Annotated in this window: 24 protein-coding genes; 14 read left to right on the forward strand and 10 right to left on the reverse strand. The window is 68.7% G+C overall.

Features of this window, described 5'->3' with window-relative positions; all coding sequences use genetic code 11:
- Nucleotides 1–87: 87 nt before the first annotated feature.
- Nucleotides 88–1,401, forward strand: a complete 1,314-nt coding sequence (locus tag DO944_RS05705) for an FAD-dependent oxidoreductase (protein ID WP_112616918.1) — start codon at nt 88–90, stop codon at nt 1,399–1,401.
- A gap of 46 nt (nt 1,402–1,447) precedes the next feature.
- On the opposite strand, the gene DO944_RS05710 is transcribed toward DO944_RS05705, so the two are convergent.
- Nucleotides 1,448–1,837 carry a low molecular weight phosphatase family protein gene (locus tag DO944_RS05710; protein WP_112615577.1) on the reverse strand — a complete coding sequence of 130 codons (390 nt, stop codon included), beginning with the start codon at nt 1,835–1,837 and terminating at the stop codon, nt 1,448–1,450.
- Between the two features lie 74 nt (nt 1,838–1,911).
- On the opposite strand from DO944_RS05710, the gene trxB reads away from it, so the two are divergent.
- The 4 genes from trxB to DO944_RS05730 are packed head-to-tail and all read left to right on the forward strand — an operon-like array spanning nt 1,912 to nt 5,373.
- A complete protein-coding gene (gene trxB, locus DO944_RS05715; protein WP_112615579.1) occupies nt 1,912–2,880 on the forward strand; it encodes a thioredoxin-disulfide reductase in 969 nt (322 codons plus the stop codon).
- Nucleotides 2,877–3,971 (forward strand): ACR3 family arsenite efflux transporter, encoded by a 1,095-nt coding sequence (gene arsB, locus DO944_RS05720; RefSeq protein ID WP_112615581.1) that lies wholly within the window; start codon nt 2,877–2,879, stop codon nt 3,969–3,971. The genes trxB and arsB overlap by 4 nt, the downstream gene beginning before the upstream one ends.
- Entirely contained in the window at nt 3,971–4,960 is a 990-nt protein-coding gene (locus tag DO944_RS05725) for a metalloregulator ArsR/SmtB family transcription factor (RefSeq protein ID WP_112615583.1), read from the forward strand. The genes arsB and DO944_RS05725 overlap by 1 nt, the downstream gene beginning before the upstream one ends.
- An 11-nt stretch (nt 4,961–4,971) precedes the next feature.
- A complete protein-coding gene (locus DO944_RS05730; RefSeq protein ID WP_094260798.1) occupies nt 4,972–5,373 on the forward strand; it encodes an arsenate reductase ArsC in 402 nt (133 codons plus the stop codon).
- Nucleotides 5,374–5,437: 64 nt separating this feature from the next.
- Here the strand turns inward: DO944_RS05730 and DO944_RS05735 are convergent, their stop codons facing one another.
- From DO944_RS05735 to DO944_RS05750, 4 genes are all read right to left on the reverse strand, one after another.
- Nucleotides 5,438–5,644: an ABC transporter ATP-binding protein gene (locus DO944_RS05735; protein WP_179223256.1), complete on the reverse strand. Its 207-nt coding sequence runs from the start codon at nt 5,642–5,644 to the stop codon at nt 5,438–5,440.
- Between the two features lie 440 nt (nt 5,645–6,084).
- Nucleotides 6,085–6,576: a GNAT family N-acetyltransferase gene (locus tag DO944_RS05740; RefSeq protein WP_112615585.1), complete on the reverse strand. Its 492-nt coding sequence runs from the start codon at nt 6,574–6,576 to the stop codon at nt 6,085–6,087.
- 174 nt (nt 6,577–6,750) lie between these two features.
- Nucleotides 6,751–7,422, reverse strand: a complete 672-nt coding sequence (locus DO944_RS05745; protein WP_112615587.1) for an HAD hydrolase-like protein — start codon at nt 7,420–7,422, stop codon at nt 6,751–6,753.
- A gap of 95 nt (nt 7,423–7,517) precedes the next feature.
- Nucleotides 7,518–8,117, reverse strand: coding sequence for a TetR/AcrR family transcriptional regulator (locus DO944_RS05750; RefSeq protein WP_181574163.1), 600 nt, complete (start codon nt 8,115–8,117; stop codon nt 7,518–7,520).
- Nucleotides 8,118–8,207: 90 nt separating this feature from the next.
- Between DO944_RS05750 and DO944_RS05755 the strand changes: the two genes are divergently transcribed.
- The gene (locus tag DO944_RS05755) at nt 8,208–9,080 is read left to right on the forward strand and encodes an aldo/keto reductase (protein WP_023953381.1); all 873 of its coding nucleotides are present in this window, start codon (nt 8,208–8,210) and stop codon (nt 9,078–9,080) included.
- A gap of 81 nt (nt 9,081–9,161) precedes the next feature.
- Here DO944_RS05755 and DO944_RS05760 read toward each other — a convergent pair whose 3' ends face one another.
- Genes DO944_RS05760 through DO944_RS05775 form a run of 4 tightly spaced genes read right to left on the reverse strand, consistent with a single transcriptional unit; the run spans nt 9,162 to nt 11,642 of the window.
- The gene (locus DO944_RS05760) at nt 9,162–9,545 is read right to left on the reverse strand and encodes a hypothetical protein (protein ID WP_112615591.1); all 384 of its coding nucleotides are present in this window, start codon (nt 9,543–9,545) and stop codon (nt 9,162–9,164) included.
- 52 nt (nt 9,546–9,597) lie between these two features.
- A complete protein-coding gene (gene nucS / locus DO944_RS05765; RefSeq protein WP_091501312.1) occupies nt 9,598–10,296 on the reverse strand; it encodes an endonuclease NucS in 699 nt (232 codons plus the stop codon).
- Between the two features lie 16 nt (nt 10,297–10,312).
- Complete coding sequence (locus tag DO944_RS05770; protein WP_112615593.1) at nt 10,313–10,882, reverse strand: GNAT family N-acetyltransferase; 570 nt, start codon at nt 10,880–10,882, stop codon at nt 10,313–10,315.
- A gap of 37 nt (nt 10,883–10,919) precedes the next feature.
- Nucleotides 10,920–11,642 carry a CPBP family intramembrane glutamic endopeptidase gene (locus tag DO944_RS05775; protein ID WP_181574164.1) on the reverse strand — a complete coding sequence of 241 codons (723 nt, stop codon included), beginning with the start codon at nt 11,640–11,642 and terminating at the stop codon, nt 10,920–10,922.
- 65 nt (nt 11,643–11,707) lie between these two features.
- Here DO944_RS05775 and DO944_RS05780 point away from each other — a divergent pair, with 65 nt between their 5' ends.
- Nucleotides 11,708–12,298 (forward strand): TetR/AcrR family transcriptional regulator, encoded by a 591-nt coding sequence (locus DO944_RS05780; protein WP_112616919.1) that lies wholly within the window; start codon nt 11,708–11,710, stop codon nt 12,296–12,298.
- 254 nt (nt 12,299–12,552) lie between these two features.
- Here the strand turns inward: DO944_RS05780 and DO944_RS05785 are convergent, their stop codons facing one another.
- Nucleotides 12,553–13,812 (reverse strand): MFS transporter, encoded by a 1,260-nt coding sequence (locus DO944_RS05785; protein ID WP_112615597.1) that lies wholly within the window; start codon nt 13,810–13,812, stop codon nt 12,553–12,555.
- A gap of 56 nt (nt 13,813–13,868) precedes the next feature.
- Between DO944_RS05785 and DO944_RS05790 the strand changes: the two genes are divergently transcribed.
- From DO944_RS05790 to mnhG, 7 genes are all read left to right on the forward strand, one after another.
- Nucleotides 13,869–14,927 (forward strand): LacI family DNA-binding transcriptional regulator, encoded by a 1,059-nt coding sequence (locus DO944_RS05790; RefSeq protein ID WP_112615599.1) that lies wholly within the window; start codon nt 13,869–13,871, stop codon nt 14,925–14,927.
- A gap of 71 nt (nt 14,928–14,998) precedes the next feature.
- Nucleotides 14,999–17,911, forward strand: a complete 2,913-nt coding sequence (locus DO944_RS05795) for a Na+/H+ antiporter subunit A (RefSeq protein WP_112615601.1) — start codon at nt 14,999–15,001, stop codon at nt 17,909–17,911.
- A complete protein-coding gene (locus DO944_RS05800) occupies nt 17,908–18,429 on the forward strand; it encodes a Na(+)/H(+) antiporter subunit C (protein ID WP_112615603.1) in 522 nt (173 codons plus the stop codon). Before DO944_RS05795 ends, DO944_RS05800 begins: the two co-directional genes overlap by 4 nt.
- On the forward strand, nt 18,426–19,991 hold the full coding sequence (locus tag DO944_RS05805; protein ID WP_112615605.1) for a Na+/H+ antiporter subunit D: 1,566 nt from the start codon (nt 18,426–18,428) through the stop codon (nt 19,989–19,991). Before DO944_RS05800 ends, DO944_RS05805 begins: the two co-directional genes overlap by 4 nt.
- Before the next feature lie 2 nt (nt 19,992–19,993).
- Complete coding sequence (locus DO944_RS05810) at nt 19,994–20,557, forward strand: Na+/H+ antiporter subunit E (protein WP_396652018.1); 564 nt, start codon at nt 19,994–19,996, stop codon at nt 20,555–20,557.
- Entirely contained in the window at nt 20,554–20,826 is a 273-nt protein-coding gene (locus tag DO944_RS05815; protein WP_112615609.1) for a monovalent cation/H+ antiporter complex subunit F, read from the forward strand. Before DO944_RS05810 ends, DO944_RS05815 begins: the two co-directional genes overlap by 4 nt.
- The gene (gene mnhG, locus DO944_RS05820; RefSeq protein ID WP_112615611.1) at nt 20,823–21,173 is read left to right on the forward strand and encodes a monovalent cation/H(+) antiporter subunit G; all 351 of its coding nucleotides are present in this window, start codon (nt 20,823–20,825) and stop codon (nt 21,171–21,173) included. The genes DO944_RS05815 and mnhG overlap by 4 nt, the downstream gene beginning before the upstream one ends.
- Nucleotides 21,174–21,184 lie beyond the last annotated feature (11 nt).

A 21,184-nucleotide genomic window follows, 5' to 3' on the forward strand; every position in this document is an offset into this window, starting at 1 on the left:
GCGATCCTCTCAGGTCGTATTGACAGTCGTCGATGTATCTATGATGCTCTACCCATCGATGTTCGTCAATGGATGAGTGAGGTTGTTGTGGAAGACGTCTTGCCGGTGGCTGTGATCGGCGCGGGTCCCCAGGGTCTTGCCGCGGCCGCGCATTTGGCCGAGCGAAGTGTGCCCGTTGTGGTGCTTGAGGCTGGCAGTTCTCCCGCGGCTGCGGTTGCGGAATGGGGGCACGTGCGGCTGTTCTCCGAGTGGCCTGAGCTGATCGACGCGGCGGGCGCTCGTCTCCTCGACGGCTCGGGGTGGCAGGCTCCGACGACGGGGTACCCCACTGGGGCGCAGTGGATCGAGAGGTACCTCGCACCCCTGGCTGTGGCCCTGGGTGATCGCGTTCGCTTCGGTGCCCGGGTGACGGGAGTTTCGCGGCTCGGCCGGGACCGCCTTGTCGATGCTGGCCGCGGGGATCAGCCGTTCACCCTTCACGTCTCGCCCGCCCAGGGGGAGGAGTATCGGCTGCAAGCCCGAGCTGTGATTGACGCATCCGGCACCTGGTCGACCCCCAACCCGGCGGGAGCTGACGGGCTGCCCGCCATCGGTGAGGCGGCGTCCGCGGACCTGCTCTCGTACCGCATCCCCGACTTTCGTGACCGTGCTGGTTTCGCCGGCAAGCACACCGTTGTCATCGGTTCGGGGCACTCGGCCGTGACGGCCGTGCTGGCCCTTGCCCGCATGGCTCGCCGGGACCCGTCGACGACGGTGACCTGGGCGCTGCGCCGAGCGGCCGTCGGGAACACCTTTGGTGGGGGTGACGCTGACGAGCTGCCTGCACGCGGAGCACTGGGGATCAAAGCGAAAGAGCACGTCGACGCCGGCCTGGTATCCCTCGTCACCGGGTTCCGGGTCGAACGCGTGACCCGTGACGGTGAGCGCCCCGTCCTAGTCGCGGAGGACGGTCGCACTCTCACAGCCGACCGGGTGGTGGTGCTCACTGGCTTCCGCCCCGACCTGTCGTTCCTCTCCGAACTGCGGTTGGAGCTGGACCCGACGTTGCAGGCCCCGGTTCGGATCGCCGCGGAGGTCGATCCGAACGTCCACTCCTGCGGGTCCGTCGCCGCGACCGGAGCCGCCGACCTCGCCCAGCCCGAACCTGACTTCTACCTCGTGGGGGCGAAGTCCTACGGCCGTGCGCCAACATTCCTCGCGCTCACCGGGTACGAGCAAGTCCGCAGCGTTGCCGCTGAAATCGCGGGCGACCGCGAAGCCGCCCGCCGCGTCGAGCTCGTCCTCCCGGACACCGGTGTTTGCGGCGGCGCAGGGCTGTTTGAGGCATCCGGGGCTTCGCTAGGAGGGGCGTGCTGCGCGCCTCCGGTATTGCAGATCGGACGGGCGCCGGCATCGGTATGACAACGCAGAGGGGGCAGGCCGGCGGCCTGCCCCCTCTGCTGTCAGCTCAGCGCGTAAGGAGAGTCGACTGGATCTTGCTGGACACGGCTTCGCGCAGCGGACGGACAGCGTCGGCATCCCAGGACTCAGGATTGGGGAAGGACCATTCCAGAACCTCCCCACGCGGAGCGCTGGGCAGCGCCAGCCCGGGCTTCATGAGAACTACGACATCGGCAGCCTCCAAGTCAGCAGGCGTCACCGCGCAGGGCACGCGCCCCGTGATGTCCATTCCCAGCTCAGCAACGGTCGCGGCGATGGCAGGGTTCACCGTCTCGGCCGGGGCGAGACCGGCGGAGGCTGCGGTGAAGCGCTCCCCTGCAAGGTGCTCGAGGAGAGCGGCGCCGAGCTGAGAGCGGCCGGCATTGTGCTGACAGATGAACAGGACGATCGGTTTCATGCGGCTCTCCTCGGTACGTTGCGGTGTCGATGATCAGGATTGCTTCTTGTATAGGCATCTGTCAATATAGACACATGTCGATTCAAGAGGTTGAGCTGGTCATCGTCGGGTCGGGCCCCTCGGGCTACACGGCGGCGGTGTACGCGGCGCGGGCTGGGCTCGCTCCCGTTGTCATCGCGGGTTCTGTCACCGCGGGCGGTGCGCTCATGACGACTACGGAGGTGGAGAACTTCCCCGGTTTCGTCGATGGCATCCAGGGCCCTGAGCTGATGGACACGATGCGCCGGCAGGCCGAACGTTTCGGCGCCCGCATCCTCCTCGACGACGCTATCCGCGTCGATCTCGAATCCGATATGAAAGTCATCGAGACCGGCGCCGGGGAGACGTTCCACGCCCGCGCGGTGATCCTCACCATGGGGTCCGCGTACCGGAAGCTCGGGCTTCCCGGCGAAGAGCGTCTGTCGGGTCATGGCGTGTCGTGGTGTGCGACGTGCGATGGGTTCTTCTTCCGGGAGCAGGACATCGTCGTGGTCGGTGGCGGTGACTCGGCCATGGAGGAGGCACTGTTCTTGACCCGGTTCGCTCGGAAGGTGACCGTTGTTCACCGCCGCAGCTCGTTCCGGGCGTCGAAGATCATGGCGCAGCGGGTGCTGGAGCACCCGAAGATCGACGTCGCGTGGAACAGCGAGATCAAAGCGTTGCAGGGGGAAGAGAAGGTGCACGGCGTTCGTCTGCGGGACACCGTCACCGGTGCTGAGCGTGACCTCCCCGTGACGGGCGTGTTCGTTGCAATCGGTCACGACCCTCGCTCCGAACTCGTCACCGGACAGGTCGCCACCGATGCCGATGGGTACGTGCTGGTGGAGCACCCGTCCACGCGCACCTCGCTCACCGGGGTGTTCGCGGCCGGCGACCTCGTTGACCACACCTACCGGCAGGCGATCACCGCTGCCGGTACTGGATGCGCGGCCGCACAGGACGCGCAGCACTACCTCGCCGCGCTCGACATCTCCGCGCTCGCTTCGGCGGAGGCTTTCGCGTGAGCAACGCAGTGCCCGCTACCCGCCGCCTCTCGACCCTCGATCGGTGGCTGCCGCTGTGGATCGGCTTGGCGATGGCCGGCGGCATCCTCCTGGGCCGGTTCGTCCCGGGTCTGTCCGAACTGCTCACCCACCTTGAGGTCGGTGGGATCTCGATTCCGATCGCGCTCGGGCTGCTGATCATGATGTATCCGGTGCTCGCGAAGGTCCGCTACGACAAGGTCGCCGCCGTCACCGGCGACAAGAAGCTCCTCGTTTCGTCGCTGGTCCTGAACTGGATCGCTGGGCCGGCGCTGATGTTCGCCCTGGCGTGGGTGTTCCTGCCGGACCTGCCCGAGTATCGGACGGGACTGATCATCGTCGGCCTGGCCCGTTGCATCGCCATGGTCGTGATCTGGAACGACCTCGCCTGCGGCGACCGGGAAGCGGCCGCCGTGCTCGTTGCGATCAACTCCGTGTTCCAGGTCATCGCGTTCTCAATCCTCGGCTGGTTCTACCTCACCGTCCTCCCCGGCTGGCTCGGCCTCGACAGCCAAGGCCTGGACGTGTCCGTGTGGCAGATCGCGCTCAACGTGCTCATCTTCCTCGGCGTGCCACTGGTCGCCGGGTTCGCGTCCCGTCTCATAGGGGAACGTCGCAAGGGCCGCGCCTGGTACGAGGGCTCATTCCTGCCCAAGATCGGACCGTGGGCGCTGTACGGGCTGCTGTTCACGATCGTGCTGCTGTTTGCACTCCAGGGGGAACAGGTCACCTCCCGGCCGCTCGACGTCGTGCGGATCGCGGTTCCGCTGCTGGTGTACTTCGCCGTCATGTGGTTCGCCGGCCTCATCACCGGTAAGACCCTCGGCCTGGGCTACGCCCGCTCATCGACGCTCGCGTTCACCGCGGCCGGCAACAACTTCGAACTCGCCATCGCCGTTGCGATCGGCACGTTCGGCGCCACGTCTGGGCAAGCCCTCGCCGGTGTCGTGGGGCCACTGATCGAGGTCCCCGTGCTCGTCGGCCTGGTCTACGTCTCACTGTGGGCCGCGCGGGCATGGTTCCACACCGACCCCTACGCGATTCCCGAACCTGCCCTGGAAAGGAGTCGATGATGAGCGCCCCCGCCACCACCGCAGAAGACACCTGCGCACCGTCCCCAACGCACGCGATCGGGGACGACGCGGCCGCGGCGATCGCCACCACACTGAAGGCGCTGTCCGATCCGCTGCGGTTGCGGATGCTGTCCGCGATCGCGACCGACGCGCGCGGCGAATCGTGTGTGTGTGACCTCGCGGAACTGGCCGAGGTGTCCCAGCCCACCGTGTCGCACCACCTCAAAGTTCTCCGCGACACCGGCGTGCTCACCTCCGAGCGACGTGGCACGTGGGTCTGGTACCGAATCGACCCGGCGCTCCGCCCGGCCGTGACAACACTGCTGGACTCGTTCGCGCCCGCCGCCATCGCCCCCGCCCGCGCAGAGTATGCGGGCCTCGAGAATGTTGACGACGCCCTCACCCACCTGGCCGAAGCGCTCAGTCAGGACTACCCCCAGCTCAACGGCAGCCTGGTGGCGACGATCGTCCGCGAGTCGTACACGGCCTTGGCCAAGAGCGCTCGGGTGAAGAACCACCTGTTGTCCCTCACCGAACGTTTCGCGCGCCAACGACTCACCGACATCACCCGTGACCGCACGCAGGGACAGCCGCAGGTGCTGTTCGTCTGCGTCGCGAACGCAGGTAGATCGCAGCTCGCCGCGGCGCTGGTGAATCAGCGCTCGGGCGGCGCCGTCGTGGCGCGCTCAGCCGGATCGACCCCGGCCGCCGAGATCCACCCCCACGTGCAGCCCCTCATCGATGAGCTGACCGTGGGCTACGACGAGCCGCGGTTCCCGAAACCGCTGACCGATGACGCAGTCCGCGCAGCTGACGTCGTCATCACCATGGGCTGCGGCGATGTCTGCCCCATCATCCCCGGCGTCCGCTACGAGGACTGGACCGTCGGTGACCCCGCCCTCGCCTCCGCGGAAGGCGTCGCCGCTATCCGCGACGACATCGCCCAACGCGTCGACGCCCTGCTTGCCACACTCACCTCCACCCGCTGACCGGAGCCACCATGACCGACACCAAGCCTTCCGTCCTCTTCGTCTGCGTCCACAACGCCGGCCGCTCACAGATGGCCGCCGGATTCCTCCGCGACATCGCCGGCGACCGCATCGAAGTCCGCTCCGCCGGGTCCATGCCAGCCGACCAGATCAACCCCACCGCTGTTCAGGCGATGGCCGAACTTGGCATCGACATCACCGCGGAACAGCCGAAGGTTCTCACCACCGAAGCCGTGCAGGCCTCCGACGTCGTCATCACCATGGGCTGCGGCGACGCGTGCCCCTTCTTCCCCGGCAAACGTTATGAGGACTGGAAGCTCGACGACCCCGCCGGGCAGGGCATCGACGCTGTCCGCCCCATCCGCGACGACATCCGTGCGCGTATCGAGCAGCTCGTGAGCGAGCTCGTCTGACATGGCAGCACCTCACGCATGACGGAGGCCCGCACGCCTGAGCGTGCGGGCCTCCGAGCGGGGATCAGACGCGCTGGCTGATTGTTCCATCCGGGTTGCGCTTGGCAGTCGACTCGGTCACGAACCGGCCAGACGAGGCCGAACGGTGCACCGTCGTCGAGTTGCTGGTGCCGGAGCCCACCCGCTCGGTGGTGGTCTTATCGGGCCAGCGGGCGGTGGTTGCCTTCGACACGAAACGGCCGGTCTTGGCGGAGCGGTGAACGGTTCCCATGAGAACTCCTTCTTTCGGTGTCAGGTGCCGTGAGGAGGATTGCCGCTGGTTCGCGGCTGCTGACGCCGGTACAGTCAGTGCTCTGGATGAGGCCTGACTTCTCAGGGCTTGTGAGCCGTCCCGTTGCAGCGGGGCGGCGTGTTCCTCACGACCCGCTCGATCTATGGCTGCTGTCGCGGTATGACCGACCGCCGTCTCCCGTGGGTTCGCACGAGAACCCAGTGAGCCTGGGTGATCGATCGAGCGGGTTCGGGGTGCCGTCCCGGTGGCCGGCGCAAGAGCCCACGATCGGGGAGCTGCCTATCAGCGACGGCGTACCAAGCAGCGACGGACGTGATGGTGGTGGCTCCCGCTCGTCCCGTGGGCGATGTTAGCGCCCGTGGGGAACACTCGCCGTCACCGTTTCGGGTCCTCGCGGCGCGCCGACATCGATCCGCCGGTCAGATCCCGTCGAGCGTCGGCGGGAGGGCGAACACGAGCTCGTCGATCTCCTCGCCGCGGGCGGGGGCGAAGGCGCGCTGCCGCCGGATCTCGCTGAAGCCGTTCTTGGTGAGGACGGCGATGGATGCCGCGTTGTCCGCGGCGACCCGCGCGTAGAGCGGACGCTCGGCCTCACGGGCGACAAGCAGGCGCAGAGCGGCGGACGCGACACCGCGGCCCCGCGCGTTTCGGGTGATCCAGAAGGTGACCTCGCGGTCGCCGTCCACCGTGAAGGCCGCGGCGGTGCCGGCGAAGCCGCCGTCGTCGGTCACGACGAACATCGAGACCCGGTCGTCCGCGCGGTGGCGCTCGAGCCACGCGTCGAACGCTGCCCGGTCGGAGGGGTCGTCGGCGGTGAACGCGGCCTGGGCGACGGCATCCGGGTCGCGCATCATCTCGAAGACGGCATCCGCGTCGTCATCGTCGAAGGGGCGGAGATCCACGTGAGTCACACCGGCACGCTACGCGGATGAAATCCGTCTCATTTATGGGTATCGGTGCGCGGCGAAGATCAGTACGCTTATCCCGTCACGCATCGCGTGACGTATCCGGGGGGATCCGTCGACGCCCGGGCGCTGCATTTCTGGCACGCAGCCCGGGCGTCGAATGGGGGAGTGCCCCGACGCTCAGCCGGCAGGAAGCAGCTGCGTACGCAGCTCGTCGATGTCGGCCGCCATGGCGATCGCGCCGTTCGCCTCGTCGGGGGTGCTGAAGCCCCACGACACGAAGATGACGGGCACGTCGTTCGCGGCGCCGCCCTCGACGTCGTGGTGGCGATCTCCGATGAGAACGGGCCGCGACACGTCGATGCCGTCGGCCGCCAGGCGTCGGAGAGCCTCCGCCACGATGTCCGACTTCGAGCTGAGCGTCTTCTCGTCGCTCGTCGCCCCGACGATCTCGCGCAGCCGCGGAGCGAGGCCGAAGTGCTCCATGAGCGCACGCACTTGGATCTCGGGCTTCGAGCTCGCCGTCGACTGGGGGACTCCCGCCTCATCCAGCTCGACCATGAGGTCGGCGACGCCGGGATAGAGGCGAGCACCGGTCGTGTAACCGTCGGCCTTGCCGAGCACGCGGTAGAACGACACCGCCTCGGTCGCCTTCTCGGGCGTCATCCCGAGGTTCGTCTGGAACGACTCGTGCATTGGCGGACCGATCCAGTGGATGAGCTCCTCACGCGTCGGCGCGGGGTGGCCGAAGTGCGCGAGCGTGATCGTGAGGCGGCGGAGGATGCCTTCGGACGCATCGACGACTGTGCCGTCGATGTCCCACAGCACGCAGGAGAACGGCGATCGGGTCATAGGTCCCACCCTATGTGCGCGATGACGCGGAGTACGGCGTGAGGGTGCCGTCCACCATCTCCAGCACGCGGTCGCAGTGTCTCGCCGACAGGCTGTCACCTACGAGGGACAGATTCACATGCGCCGTGCACGCCCCCATCGAGAACCCCGATGACGCCAGCGATCACGTCGTCGGCGTCGCCCCCGTGCTCCACGAGCTGCATGCCGGCGGTGATGACGCCCTGAACGAGGGCCGCACGGGTTGCGGCATCCGGGATTCCCAGCTCCTCGAGGAGGTGACGCAACGGCGCCGTGAGTGCGTCGTGTATCGCCATGATCGCCTCGACGTTCTTCGGCGAGATGTCGGTCTGCTGAAGCCCCGTGGCGAGCGTGTGCTTGCCGTCGGCCGTCATCCGGATCGTCGCGGTGACGTAGGCGTGCAAGCGGGCGCGGCCAGGGGCTGCGGCATCCATCGCGGCCTCGAGTTCCGCGCCCCACTCCTCGAACGCCTGCATCGCGATCGCGGCGAGGAGGTCGTCCTTCGACGGGAAGTACTCGTAGAAGCTCGACCGGGACAGGCCCGCCCTTTCGCACACCGAACGCGGAGTGATGGCGGCGACGCCGGCCTCGGCGATGATCGCCTTCGCCGAGGCGAGGAGGGCTCCGTGTTGAGCGACGCGGTGTTCTGCGACGGTCGCAGCGGTGATCTTCGGCACCGCCCCATTATGGGTCTCGCTCATGAGGCCCGCCGGGGTGGCTATGCGGGTGGCGGGAATGTCTCGCGGCCCCCGCGCGCTGACATCCTCATGACGACATCCAGCACGTCCTCAGCCCACGCTTCCGGCACCTTCCGCATCGGCGGCGACCTCGAGGTCAACCGCCTCGGCTACGGCACGATGCAGCTCACCGGCCCCGGCGTCTGGGGCCCGCCGAAGGATCACGACGAGGCGATCCGCGTGCTCAAGCGCGCCGTCGAGCTCGGCGTGAACTTCTTCGACACCGCCGACTCGTACGGCCCCTACGTCGCCGAGGAGCTCCTGAAGGAGGCGCTGCACCCCTACGGCGACGACGTCGTGATCGCGACGAAGGCCGGACTCACGCGTACCGGACCCAACGAGTGGCCCCCGCTCGGGCGCCCCGAGTACCTGCGCCAGGAGGCCGAGATGAGCCTCCGCCGCCTCGGTCTCGACCGCATCGACCTCTTCCAGCTCCACCGCATCGACCCGCAGGTTCCCCTCGAGGACCAGGTCGGCGAGCTGAAGAAGCTCCAGGACGAGGGCAAGATCCGCCACATCGGCCTCTCGGAGGTCACCGTCGACGAGGTCAAGGCCGCGCAGCAGATCGCGACGATCGTCTCGGTGCAGAACCTCTACAACCTGCAGAAGCGGGATGCCGAGGAGCTGCTCGACTGGTCGACGGAGCAGGGCATCGGCTTCATCCCGTGGTTCCCGCTCGCGACCGGCGGCCTGACCGGTGCCGACTCGCCGCTCAGCGAGCTCGCCGAGCGCAAGCAGGCATCCCCGGCCCAGATCGCGCTCGCGTGGCTGCTCAAGCGCTCGCCGGTGATGCTGCCGATCCCGGGCACCTCGAGCGTCGCGCACCTCGAGGACAACCTCCGCGGCGCGGAGATCGAGCTGACCGACGACGAGTTCGAGGAGCTGTCGAAGCTCGGTTCCTGACGGAATGGTGCGAGGCGCATCCGGACCGATACCGGCCGGGTGCGCCTTCGTCATCGGTGCGGGATCAGGCGTCGGCGGGGATCAGGTGTCGAAGCCGACGAAAGACCACCGCTCTGCGGCATCCGGGCCGAGGTCGAGGAACACGGCGGTGAACTCGTTGTTGACCCCGTCCTCCCAGAAGGTCAGCGCGGCACGATCCGGCGAGACCGCGATGGAGGCGAGCTCGGACGGCGGACGCGGGCCGATGAGGGCGACGAGCGTCGGGAGGCGGCGCAGCACGTCCTCCGCGAGTGGAACCACACGTTGGTCGATGTCCGCGCGATTCCGCCCGCTCAGCCAGACCCCGAGTTCACGCGCTTCGCCCCGGAAGAGGTCGCAGCCGTACTCCACGATCCCGTCGAGTTCGCCCGCGAAGCGCAGCTCCTGCCGGCGGAACTCCTCGACCGCGTCGGATTCGTCTTCCATGCGCGAAGCCTAGGCGGCGCGAGCGAAGTGATGGGTCCGCGGCGCGGACGGGTCAGAACAGGCGCGGCGCGCCCGACTCGATGCCCTTCATGGCGTCGTAGTCGAGCGTGACGCAGCGGATGCCGCGGTCGGTGGCGAGCACCTTCGCCTGCGGCTTGATCTCCTGCGCCGCAAACACCCCGGTTACGGGCGCGAGGTGCGGGTCACGGCCGAGCAGCTCGAGGTAGCGCGTGAGCTGCTCGACGCCGTCGATGTCGCCGCGGCGCTTGACCTCGACGGCGATCGTGCCGCCCGCGGGATCGCGCAGCAGCAGGTCGACCGGGCCGATCGCGGTGGGGAACTCGCGGCGGACCAGGGTGAGATCCTCGCCGATGACCTCGACCTGCTCGGCGAGCAGCCGCTGCAGGTCGGCTTCGACGCCGTCCTTGATCAGACCGGGGTCGACGCCGAGCTCGTGCGACGAGTCGTGGATCATCTCGTAGATGCGCACGACGAGGGTGTCGCCCGACTTCGCGTGGGTCACCCGCCACTGCTCGACGACCTGCTCCTCGACATCCGGGTCGTCCTCAGGCGTCTCGACCGTGAGCGTGCACGGCGGGCTCATCCAGTTGAGCGGCTTGTACGACCCGCCGTCGGAGTGCACGAGCAGGCTGCCGTCGCCTTTGTGCACCAGCAGCCGAGTAGCCAGCGGAAGGTGAGCATTGAGGCGCCCCGTGTACTGAACGGAGCAGCGGGCGATGACCAGACGCACCCGTCGAGCCTAAGCGCTATCGCTGGGCGGCGTCGGCGTCGGCATCGGAGACGGAGAGCTCGTAGATGATCTCGAGACCATCCTCGTCATCCCACTGCTCGCCGCGCTCGACGAACCCGTAACCGTCGATGAGCGCGAGTGACGCGACGTTGTCAGGGCTGATCGTCGCGCGCACCGTGCGCACATCGGGGTGGCTGCGTGCCACGTCGAGCAGGGTCTCGAGAGCTTGTCGTGCATAACCGCGGCGCCGCAGCGCGGGGTCGACGCGATACCCGACTTCGACCATGCCGCTGGCATCCGGCGGGCCGTGGAAGCCGGCGACCCCGACCACTTGATCGAGCCGCGCGTCGACGATGAGGCGGGTGATCCAGGGGGCGTCCTCGGGGCGTTTTCTGACCTGGGCGCTGCGGTGCCGCCAGAGCCAGTCGCATTCCGGTCCGGTGAGGAACGGGGTCGCGTAGGTCGGGTCGAGTTGCGCTGTGAGACCCGATCCGAGGGCATGGAGCGCCGACTCGGGGAGCATGTCGAGGTGGAGAGCCGAGGCTTCGCGGTTCGGATGATGCCACGGGTGCGGGGAGATCGTCATTGCGGATGATTTTGGCAGAGCGACGGTGGTCGCGCGCTCACCGCAGATGCGCGGCGACGGTCGGGATGAGGATCGGTGCGTTGATGGCGGCGTGAAGCACCATGCATGCGACGAGGTTGCGGCGCCAGAGGTACAGCACGTAGATCGCCACGGTTCCGCTCGCGTGGTAGAGCATCCACTCGGGTCCGAAGGTGAGCAGATGTGGCACGACGAAGAACGGAAGCGTCGTGGCGACCGCGACCCAGCGTCGCCCCGTGAGCTGGGTCAGCCGTTCGAGCGGGTAGCCGCGGAACAGGATCTCTTCGCAGATCGCGGCGGTCAGGATCATCGCGACGACGGTCAGGACGGGGAGGGCGGCGATGGTCGCCGAGCCCGAGTCGGGCGCCGTCTGCGGGCGGATGAGCTGCGCGAGCCAGCTCCAGGCCATGGCGCCACCGAAGAAGATGAGCGCCCATTCGAGGTCTTTGCCCGTCGGTCGCACGATGCGCAGCGACGAGAGCTGGCTCCGCTCGACACCGAAGACCCACGCGAGGACGAGCGCCGTCGCGAGCCAGTTCCAGAAGATCGAGGCCGCCGGTCCCGCGAGCCCGATCGCCGCGAGCGGGGGACGCGGGTCGGCTCCCGCGGCGCGAAGCACCTCCGGTAGCCACATCGGCGACCACGCGAGCCCGATGCCCACGAGCGCGGTGACCCACGCGCGTGAGCGGGCGCGCGTGCGCTGCGATCGCGCTGCCGCGACAGAGATCGATTCCGGTTCCATCGAAAGCAGACTAGCTACTCTAGAGTGCATGCTCTAGTAACGATCGGAGGGCTATCGTGGCTCCCGTGCCACGCCGCCGCGATCCCGAACGCTTCGAAGAGCGGCGTGCGGTGATTTTGGATGCTGCGGCCGCCGAGTTCGCGGCATCCGGATACGCGGCGGCCACCACGGCATCGATCTACCGTCGCGCCGGAGTGTCGTCGGGCACGCTGTTCCACTACTTCCCGACGAAGCTCGACCTCCTGCTCGGGGTGCTGGAGTTGGGGCGTGCCGAGACGGCTCGTGCGCTCGCGGAAATCGCGGAGGGGTCCGCGGGCACCGCCGCCGTGCTGGCCTACGCCGCGCACCTGGAGGCGGAGCTCGCCGACGAGCTGTACCCCGGGCTCGTCCGCGCGATCGGCGATGTCGAGCGGCTCGAGCCGATCCGCGCCGCGCTCGCCGCCGAGACCGCGGCGATCGACGACTTCCTCGCGCAGCACCTCGCGCAGGCTCTCGACGCCGACCCGGCGATGTGCGCCGGCCAGGCTCGCGCGATCCGCTGGCTCTTCGACGGAGCCGCGACCGACGCGGCCGCCGCGCCCGTCCCAGCCGGGTCCCTCGTCGACGCGGTGTACGTCCTGCTGCGCGGCATGGGGGTGCCGCTGCCGCGGTTCTGAGCTACCGCGCCGGCATCTGCCGGTTGTCCCGTCGTCAGGCTCACCTGCCGTTGAAGCCCCGCGGGCCGTCGGCGAGCACGGTTGAGCCTGTCGACCGGACGGGACCGGCTCGGCTCACACAACCCCGACTCCGTCCGCCAGGCCATCTGCCCCCACCCGCTTCACCGCCCCGGCGTGGTCCCAGTTCGGCTGGGAATGGCGGCGGGATACCCGGCCCAAGTGGGACCTCGCCGCGCGAGAGCGCGGGACCAGCTTCAGTGGCGGCCGGCGCCGACCTTGGCTCCGGGCAGCGGCTTCGCGGCCGACGAGGCGAGACCGGATGCCGCGACGAGCACCACCAGGATGAACAGCGTCGGCAGCAGGCCGATGTGGTCGCTGATGAATCCGAGGATCGGCGGTCCGCACAGGAACGCGACGTAACCGATCGTCGCGGCGGCACTCACGCGGGCGGCCGCGCGGGCGGGGTCGTCGGCGGCGGCCGACATCCCGAGCGGGAAGCCGAGCGATGCCCCGATGCCCCACAGTGCTGCGCCCACGAAGACGAGCGGCAGGTTCGGGGCGAGGATGAACAGCAGGATGCCGGCGGTCGCGGCGACGGCGAGCACGCGCAGCGTCGCGACCCGGCCGAAGCGGTCGACGAGGGGACCGCCGAAGACGCGAACGACGGTCATCGACACGCTGAAGACGGTGAGGGCCGCGGCGCCGATGGCGGCGGTTCCGCCCTCGTGCTCGACCACGCCGAGCGCGAGCCAGTCGTTCGCACCGCCTTCGGCGAAGGCCATGCCGAGCATGATGATGCCGAGCGTGTAGGTCCGCGGCTCGCGCCAAGCCGACAGCGAGACCGCGAGGCGCTGACGCCACCCGGGCGCAGGGCCGTCGGCGGGGGCCGCCTCCGCCGACGCGGAATCGGCGGCGACGGCATCGGTCACCGCCCGGCGGGGGACGTTCGCAATCGCGACGATCGCGAGCACGACGATGAGCGCGGCGATGGTGACAGCGTGGATGGCGACGCCGATGTGCAGGCTCGCGGCAATTGCGCCGAGCCCGGCGCCGATCACGGTGCCGAAGCTGAAGAAGGCGTGGAACAGCGGCAGGATCGTCTTGCCCGACTGCGTCTCGATGGCGGCGCCGTCGACGTTCATCATGACGTCGAGGCATCCGTTGCCGAATCCGAACAGCGCGAGCCCGACGATGAGCATCGCGTAGGAGTGGAAGAAGCCACTCCCGAGTCCGAGGATCGAGAGGCCGATCGACAGCGTGATCAGCATCCCGAACATGCCGGTGCGGGTGCCGAGCCGGGCAATGATGACCGAGCTGGCAGAGAGCCCGAGGATCGAGGCGATCCCCATCGCGAGCAGCGCCAGACCGATCTCCCGGTTCTCGATGCCCAGGTCGTCCTTGATCGTGGGTACGCGCGCGGCCCAGGTGGCGATGCTCAGGCCGCTCGCGGCGAAGATCGCGAAGACGGCGTTGCGCCAGCGCAGGTAGACGGAACGGGAGAGCACATCGGTCACCGGGTCAGCGTACCGAATCGATTCGACGTTGCACTACGGCCAGGTACGATCGGGGCGTGAACGCACGTCGGCCCACCATCTCGGACGTCGCGCATGCGGCCGGGGTCTCGCCGTCGACGGCATCCGTCGTCTTCAGCGGCAAGACGCCCGTCAGCGAAGCGACCCGCGCGAAGGTTCTCGCGGCCGCCGCCGAGCTCGGATACCTCGGACCCGACCCGCGCGCGGCGTCGCTCCGCCGCGGACGCAGCGGGATCATCGGGGTGGTCAGCGGCGGGCGGCTCGGCAGCGTCTTCGGCGACCCCGTCATGCGCACGACGATGGACGCGCTCGCCGACGCGGTCGCCCCCATCGGCGCCGGACTGCTGCTGCTGCGCGAGGGCAGCGTCGTCGCGGGGGAGCCGACGCTCATGACGGCCCCCATCGACGCCGCCGTGCTGATCGGATGCAGCGCGCTGCTGCGCGACCACCTCGCGAGCGTTCGCGCCCGCGGCATCCCGGTCGTCGTCATCGAAGGCGACGGGGGTGAGGGGGTGCCCCGGATCGCGCTCGACAACCGCGAGGCGCAGCGCCTCGCCGCCGAGCACGTGCGCGACCTCGGGCACACGAACGTCGTCGCGGTGACGATGCCGGTGCGGTGGGGATCGGAGTCGGGCTGGCTGTCGCGCGACGACGAGAGCACGACGTCGGTCGACGTGGTGGCCGACCGGCTCGCCGGCTTCCGCGACGTGTTTCCGGATGCCGCCGCCTACGCCGCCGTGGACAGCTCGATCGACGCCGGGGCGGCGGTCGGACGCGCCCTCTTCGCGGGCGACGGCCCGCATCCGACGGCGGTCGTCTCGCAGAGCGATCTGCTCGCGGTGGGTGTGCTGCGCGCTGCGGAGGAGGCCGGGCTGCGGGTGCCGGAGGATGTCAGCATCACGGGGTTCGACGGCATCGTGGTCGACGGTCTCGCGCCTTACGAACTGACCACGCTCGTGCAACCGGCCTGGCAGAAGGGGCGCGCCGCCGGCGAGGCCGTGGCAGCGCTCCTGGCCGGTGACACGCCCGACTCGCAGTGGTTCACGAGTACGTTCCGTCTGGGGAACACGACGGGGCCGGTCGCTGTCAAGTCTTAGCCGATCGACCGTAGACCGGCATCCTGTCGGTAAGATGGGTGACACGACCCCCCACGCCCAGAGGAGGCCTGTTGCTGATCTTCCTCGGTGCGTTCGCGGTTCTTCCGTTGGTTCTGCCGTGGTTGATCAAGCGGATCGGCGCCCGCGCGTTCTTCGTCGCAGCCCTGTTGCCCATCGCAGCCTTCGTCGACGCGGCCCGTCGCGCTCCTGAGGTTCTGAGCGGAGGCATTCCGTTCGAGTCATACGCCTGGATCCCTCAGCTCGACATCGCTCTGTCGATGCGGATGGACACCCTCGCGTGGATCATGACGCTCATCGTCACCGGCGTCGGTGCTCTCGTGATGATCTACTGCCGCTGGTACTTCGACGGCAAGAAGGTCGGCGTCGGGCAGTTCGCCGCCGTGCTTCTCGCCTTCGCGGGCGCCATGTACGGACTCGTTCTCACCGACGACATCGTCGTGCTGGTGATGTTCTGGGAGATCACGAGCGTTCTCTCCTACCTGCTCATCGGGTTCTACAACGGCCGAGGAGCGAGCCGTCGCGCGGCGCTCCAGGCGCTTCTCGTCACCACCCTCGGCGGTCTCGTGATGCTGATCGGCGTCGTGATGCTGGTCGTGCTCTACGGCACCACGAGCCTGAGCACGATCGTCTCCTCGCCGGCACCCGAGGGTGTCCTGCTCAACGTCGCGATCGCCCTCACGCTCGTCGGTGCCTTGAGCAAGTCGGCCATCTTCCCCTTCCACTTCTGGCTGCCCGGCGCCATGGCCGCGCCCACCCCGGTCAGCGCCTACCTCCACGCCGCGGCGATGGTGAAGGCCGGCATCTATCTGATCGCCCGTCTCGCGCCCGCCTTCGCGCACGAGGACCCGTGGCGTCCCATGGTCATCGGGCTCGGCGTCTTCACGATGCTGCTCGGAGGCCTGCAGGCCCTGCGCGAGTCCGACCTCAAGCGCATCCTCGCCTTCGGCACCGTCAGCCAGCTCGGCATGCTGACGGTCGTTCTCGGCTATGGCGAGCGCAATTCTGCCCTCGCCGGCCTCGCGCTGCTCGTCGGCCACGCGCTGTTCAAGTCGTCGCTGTTCCTCGTCGTCGGCGTCATCGACCGACAGCTGTCGACCCGCGACATCCGTGAGCTCTCTGGAGTGGGACGCCAGGCGCCGACGCTCGCGGTCTTCTCGATCATCGCGATCGCATCGATGGTGGGCGTGGCACCGACGATCGGCTTCGTCGCGAAGGAAGCCGCGCTCTCGTCGCTGCTCGAGGGGGGCACGGATCCGCTCGCCCTCGCACCGCTGATCGGCATCGTGCTCGGCTCGCTGCTCACCACGGCTTACGGCGCACGCTTCGTGTGGGGCGCGTTCTTCACGAAGAAGGATGCCGCAGGTGCGACCCTGCCTCGCACGGAGTGGCCCGACCCGCCGATCGGCTTCCTCGCCGCCCCGGTGCTGTTGAGCGGCCTCACCGTCGTCGGGGGCATCGCCGCACCGTTGCTCGATGCCGCGTTCTCGGGCTACGCCGCCACGATGCCCGAGGCGGCCGGAGCCGACGGCTACGAGTACCACCTCGCCCTCTGGCACGGTTTCGAACCCGCGCTGTTCCTCTCGGTCGGCAGCATCCTCGCCGGTCTCGTGCTGTTCTGGTTCGTCGGGCGGCGCCCGGGCACGCAGCGTCGCTGGCTGCCCTTCACCGCCGTCGACGCCTACAACGGCACGGTTCGCGCGATCGTGCGGACCTCGGTGTGGACGACGTCGCTCACCCAGCGAGGGTCGCTTCCGGTCTACGTGGGCACGATCTTCGTCGTGTTCGTCGCGGCCGAGGGTACGGCGCTCATCGCGCACGGCGGCTGGCAGGCCGACCTCGCCGCGTGGCACTCGCCGATGCAGGTCTTCGTCGCGCCCATCATGATCATCGCGGGCATCATCGCGGTGCGCGCCCGTAAGCGTTACACCGGAGTCGTGCTCGTGTCGGTGACGGGGCTCGGCATGGTGGCGCTCTTCGCTTCGGCCGGCGCGCCCGACCTCGCGCTGACGCAGATTTTGGTCGAGACCGTCACGCTCATCGCCTTCGCGCTGGTGCTGCGCCGCATCCCCTCGCGGATGGGCGACCACAATGCCTCGGTCTGGCCGATCGGGCGTGCACTGCTCGGCATCGGCGTCGGCGCGACGATGGCGCTCGTGGCGATCGTCGCGACCAGCGCGCGCGTCGCCGAGCCGATCTCGACCGCGTTCCCCGACCTCGCGTACGAGATCGGTCACGGCAAGAACGTCGTCAACGTCACCCTCGTCGACCTGCGCGGCTGGGACACGATGGGCGAGCTGTCGGTGCTGATCCTGGCGGCGACGGGTGTGGCCTCGCTCGTGTTCGTGACCCATCGCTCCGACACGCTCTCTCGTGCGATCTCGTCGCTGCCCACCGGCGCGCTGCGCACGCGCCGCCCCCTCGTCGAGACCTCGGACGGGCCCCGGCCCCGCGCCGGATCGGGATCCTCGCGGCAGGCCTGGCTCGTCGGCGGGCAGAAGCTCCGCCCCGAGACGCGTTCGATCATGCTCGAGGTGATCGTCCGCATCCTGTTCCACACGATCATCGTCGTCTCGCTGTATCTGCTCTTCGCCGGCCACAACCTGCCGGGCGGCGGCTTCGCCGGCGGACTCGTCGCGGGGATGGCACTCGTCATGCGTTACGTCGCGGGCGGACCGTACGAGCTCGGCGCCGCGGCTCCCACGGACGCCGGGCGGCTGCTGGGCGTCGGGATGGCGCTGGCCGTCGGTACCGCGGTCGTGCCCCTCTTCTTCGGTGCGCCCGCCCTGACGAGCACGTTCTGGGAGGCGGAGCTGCCCGTTCTCGGCCACGTGGAGTTCGTCACCTCGACGATCTTCGACGTCGGCGTCTACCTCGTGGTCATCGGGCTCGTCCTCGACGTGCTCCGCTCGCTGGGCGCGGAAGTCGACCGGCAGCGCAAGGAGCGAGAGGAGCTCGCCCGATGAACGTCTCACTGATCCTGATCATCATCATGGGCGCGCTCTTCGCCGCCGGCGTCTACGCGATGCTCGAGCGCAGCCTCACCCGCGTGCTGATCGGCTTCCTGCTGCTCGGCAACGCGGCCAACCTGTTCCTCCTCGTCGTCATGGGGGCGCCCGGTGTCGCGCCGTTCTACGGCTCGGCCGATGACCCTGCCGAGTTCAGCGACCCGCTGCCGCAGGCGCTGACCCTCACGGCGATCGTCATCACCTTCGCCGTCTCGGCTTTCCTGCTCGCCCTGATCTACCGTTCCTGGCAGCTCGGTCAGGCCGACACGGTCGAGGATGACGAGGCCGACCTCGCCGTGCGCGATCGCATGGCCGAAGACGAGGAGGCGATGGAGCAGGAGATCACCGACGAAGACGACGACGCGACGACCGACTTCGTCGGCGACCAGACGTCACCCATCACCGTGCTGCACTCGCGCGACTTCGACGCGCTGCGCGACGACGCGCCCACCGATCGCCCCGGAGGAGACCGATGAGCGCCCTGGTTCCCCTCCTCGTGACGCTGCCCCTGCTGGGGGCCGCGGTCGCCCTCATCTTCGGTCGCCGCCGCCGCATCCAGGTCGGGGTCTCGATCGTCACGCTCACCGCGACGCTCGTGATCGCGGCGGTGCTGCTGAACGTCATCAACGCCACCGGCGTGCCGATCGCGGTCTCGGTCGGCGGGTGGCCGATCCCGTTCGGCATCGTGCTCTACGTCGACCGGCTGGCCGCGCTGCTGGTCGTCGTCTCGAGCGTCGTCCTGCTCGCGGTCCTGCTCTTCTCGGTCGGCCAGGGCGCCGCCGACGGTGACGATGAGACGCCGGTCTCGATCTTCCACCCGTCGTACCTCATCCTCTCGGCGGGCATCTTCAACGCCTTCATCGCGGGCGACCTTTTCAACCTGTACGTCGGGTTCGAGATCCTGCTCGTCGCGTCGTACGTGCTCATCACCCTCGGCTCGACCGAGTCGCGCATCCGCACGGGCGTCGTCTACATCGTCGTCTCGCTCGTGTCGTCGATCCTGTTCCTGTCGGCGATCGCGGCGATCTACGGCGCGCTCGGCACCGTCAACATGGTGCAGCTCTCGCAGCGGATGACGGAACTGCCGCAGGAGACGCAGCTCGTCCTGCACCTGCTGCTGCTGCTCGCGTTCAGCATCAAAGCGGCCGTCTTCCCGCTGTCGTTCTGGCTGCCCGACTCGTATCCGACGGCGCCCGCTCCCGTCACCGCGGTGTTCGCGGGGCTGCTGACGAAGGTCGGCGTGTACGCGATCATCCGCACGGAGACGGAGATCTTCCAGGACAACGACGTCAATACGCTGCTGCTGATCGTGGCGCTGGCGACGATGATCGTCGGGGTGCTCGGCGCCGTCGCGCAGGCCGAGCTCAAACGCATCTTGTCGTTCACCCTGGTGAGCCATATCGGCTACATGATCTTCGGCCTCGCCATCGCGACGCCGGCGGCCGTCGGGGCGACGATCTACTACATCGTCCACCACATCGTCGTGCAGACGACCCTCTTCCTGGCGGTCGGTCTCGTTGAACGACGGGCCGGGTCGACCTCGATCCTGAAGGTGAAGGGCCTCATGCGCGCGGCGCCGCTGCTGGCCGTGCTCTACTTCATCCCCGCGATCAACCTCGGCGGTCTCCCGCCCTTCTCCGGCTTCATCGGCAAGTACGCGCTGTTCGACGCGGCCGCCGACGAGGGCAGTCCGCTGATGTACGTGCTGATCGTCGCGGGCATTATCACCTCGCTCCTCACGCTCTACGCCCTGATGCGCGCCTGGAACCTGTCGTTCTGGCGCGAGAAGGACGAGATCGGCGAGGGCGAGAGCGAGACCGACGCGCGCATCGCCTACCTCGGGGATGCCGAGGGGGCCGACGTTCAGACCGAGAAGCGCGTCATCCCGCGCATCATGACGACCGCGACGGCCGGAATGGTCGCGGTGACCGTGGCGCTGACCGTCTTCGCCGGGCCCCTGTACGACCTGTGCGCCGCCATCGGAGAATCGCTCCTGCAGCCGGTCACGATCAGTCAGCTCGAGCAGGAGGTGCAGTGATGATGGGCGAGGCCAAGCGCAACGCGGCGACCGCGCTCTGGCGACAGCTGCCGTTCTTCGTCTGGCTGGTCGCGCTGTGGATGCTGCTGTGGGGGCAGTTCACCGTGCTCGCGGCGCTGACCGGGATCGTGGTGGCGCTCTTCGTGACGCGCGTGTTCCGCCTGCCGCCGGTCGAGCTGTCGGGCCGGGTCAACATCTGGTGGGGCGTCGTCTTCTTCCTCGAGTTCCTGTTCTCGCTCGTCAAGGGATCGCTGCTGGTCGCCTGGCAGGTCATCGATCCGCGCCGCCAGCCGGGCGCCGCGATCATCGCCGTGCCGCTGCGCACCGACGACGACCTGATCATGACGCACGTCGCGGTGACGGCATCCCTCATCCCCGGCTCGCTGATCATCGACATCGACCGCGACCGCCGCATCCTGTACGTGCACGCCATCGGCATCCGTTCGCAGGAGCAGCTCGAGCACCAGCGGCGCGAGATCCAGCACTGGGAGGAGCGCATCGTCCGCGCAGTCGGATCGAAGGAGCAGGCCCACCAGCTGTCGGACCTGCGGAGGGAGCGCTCGTGACCTGGCTCATCGTCCTCATCTCGGCCGTCTTCGCGGTGTCGGCTCTGCTGACGCTGTGGCGGATCATCGTCGGGCCGTCGATCCTCGACCGCGCGGTCGCATCCGATGTGCTCCTGACCCTCGTGATCTGCGCGCTCGGCGCCGAGATGGCGATCAACCATCACACCCGCACCCTGCCCGTGCTGCTGATCGTCGCCGCAGTCGGCGTGTTCGGTTCGATCTCGATCGCGCGCTTCGTCGCGCGGAAGGACAACACGGACGCCTCATGAGCATCACCGACGTCATCGCCCTCGTACTCGTCCTCATCGGGGCGCTGCTGTGCCTCACGGCAGCGATCGGGCTGCTGCGTTTCCGCGACGTACCCACCCGCCTTCACGCCGCCACGAAGCCGCAGGTCCTCGGCTTCATCCTCATCTGCATCGCCGTGGGGGTGTCGCTGCACTCGTGGCCGGTCGTCGCCTTCCTCGTGCCGGTGGCGCTGATCCAGCTCGCAACGGCGCCGCTGTCGGCCCACATGGTCGGACGTCAGGCGTACCGCAACAAGACGCTCGACGGTGAGTCGCTCTTCGTCGACGAGTTCGCCGACGCCCCGGCTCCGAGCGACACCCGCGACTGACCCGACGGCGC

It is taken from the genome of Microbacterium sp. SMR1 (assembly GCF_003289625.1).
In the GTDB taxonomy this organism is placed as follows: domain Bacteria; phylum Actinomycetota; class Actinomycetes; order Actinomycetales; family Microbacteriaceae; genus Microbacterium; species Microbacterium plantarum.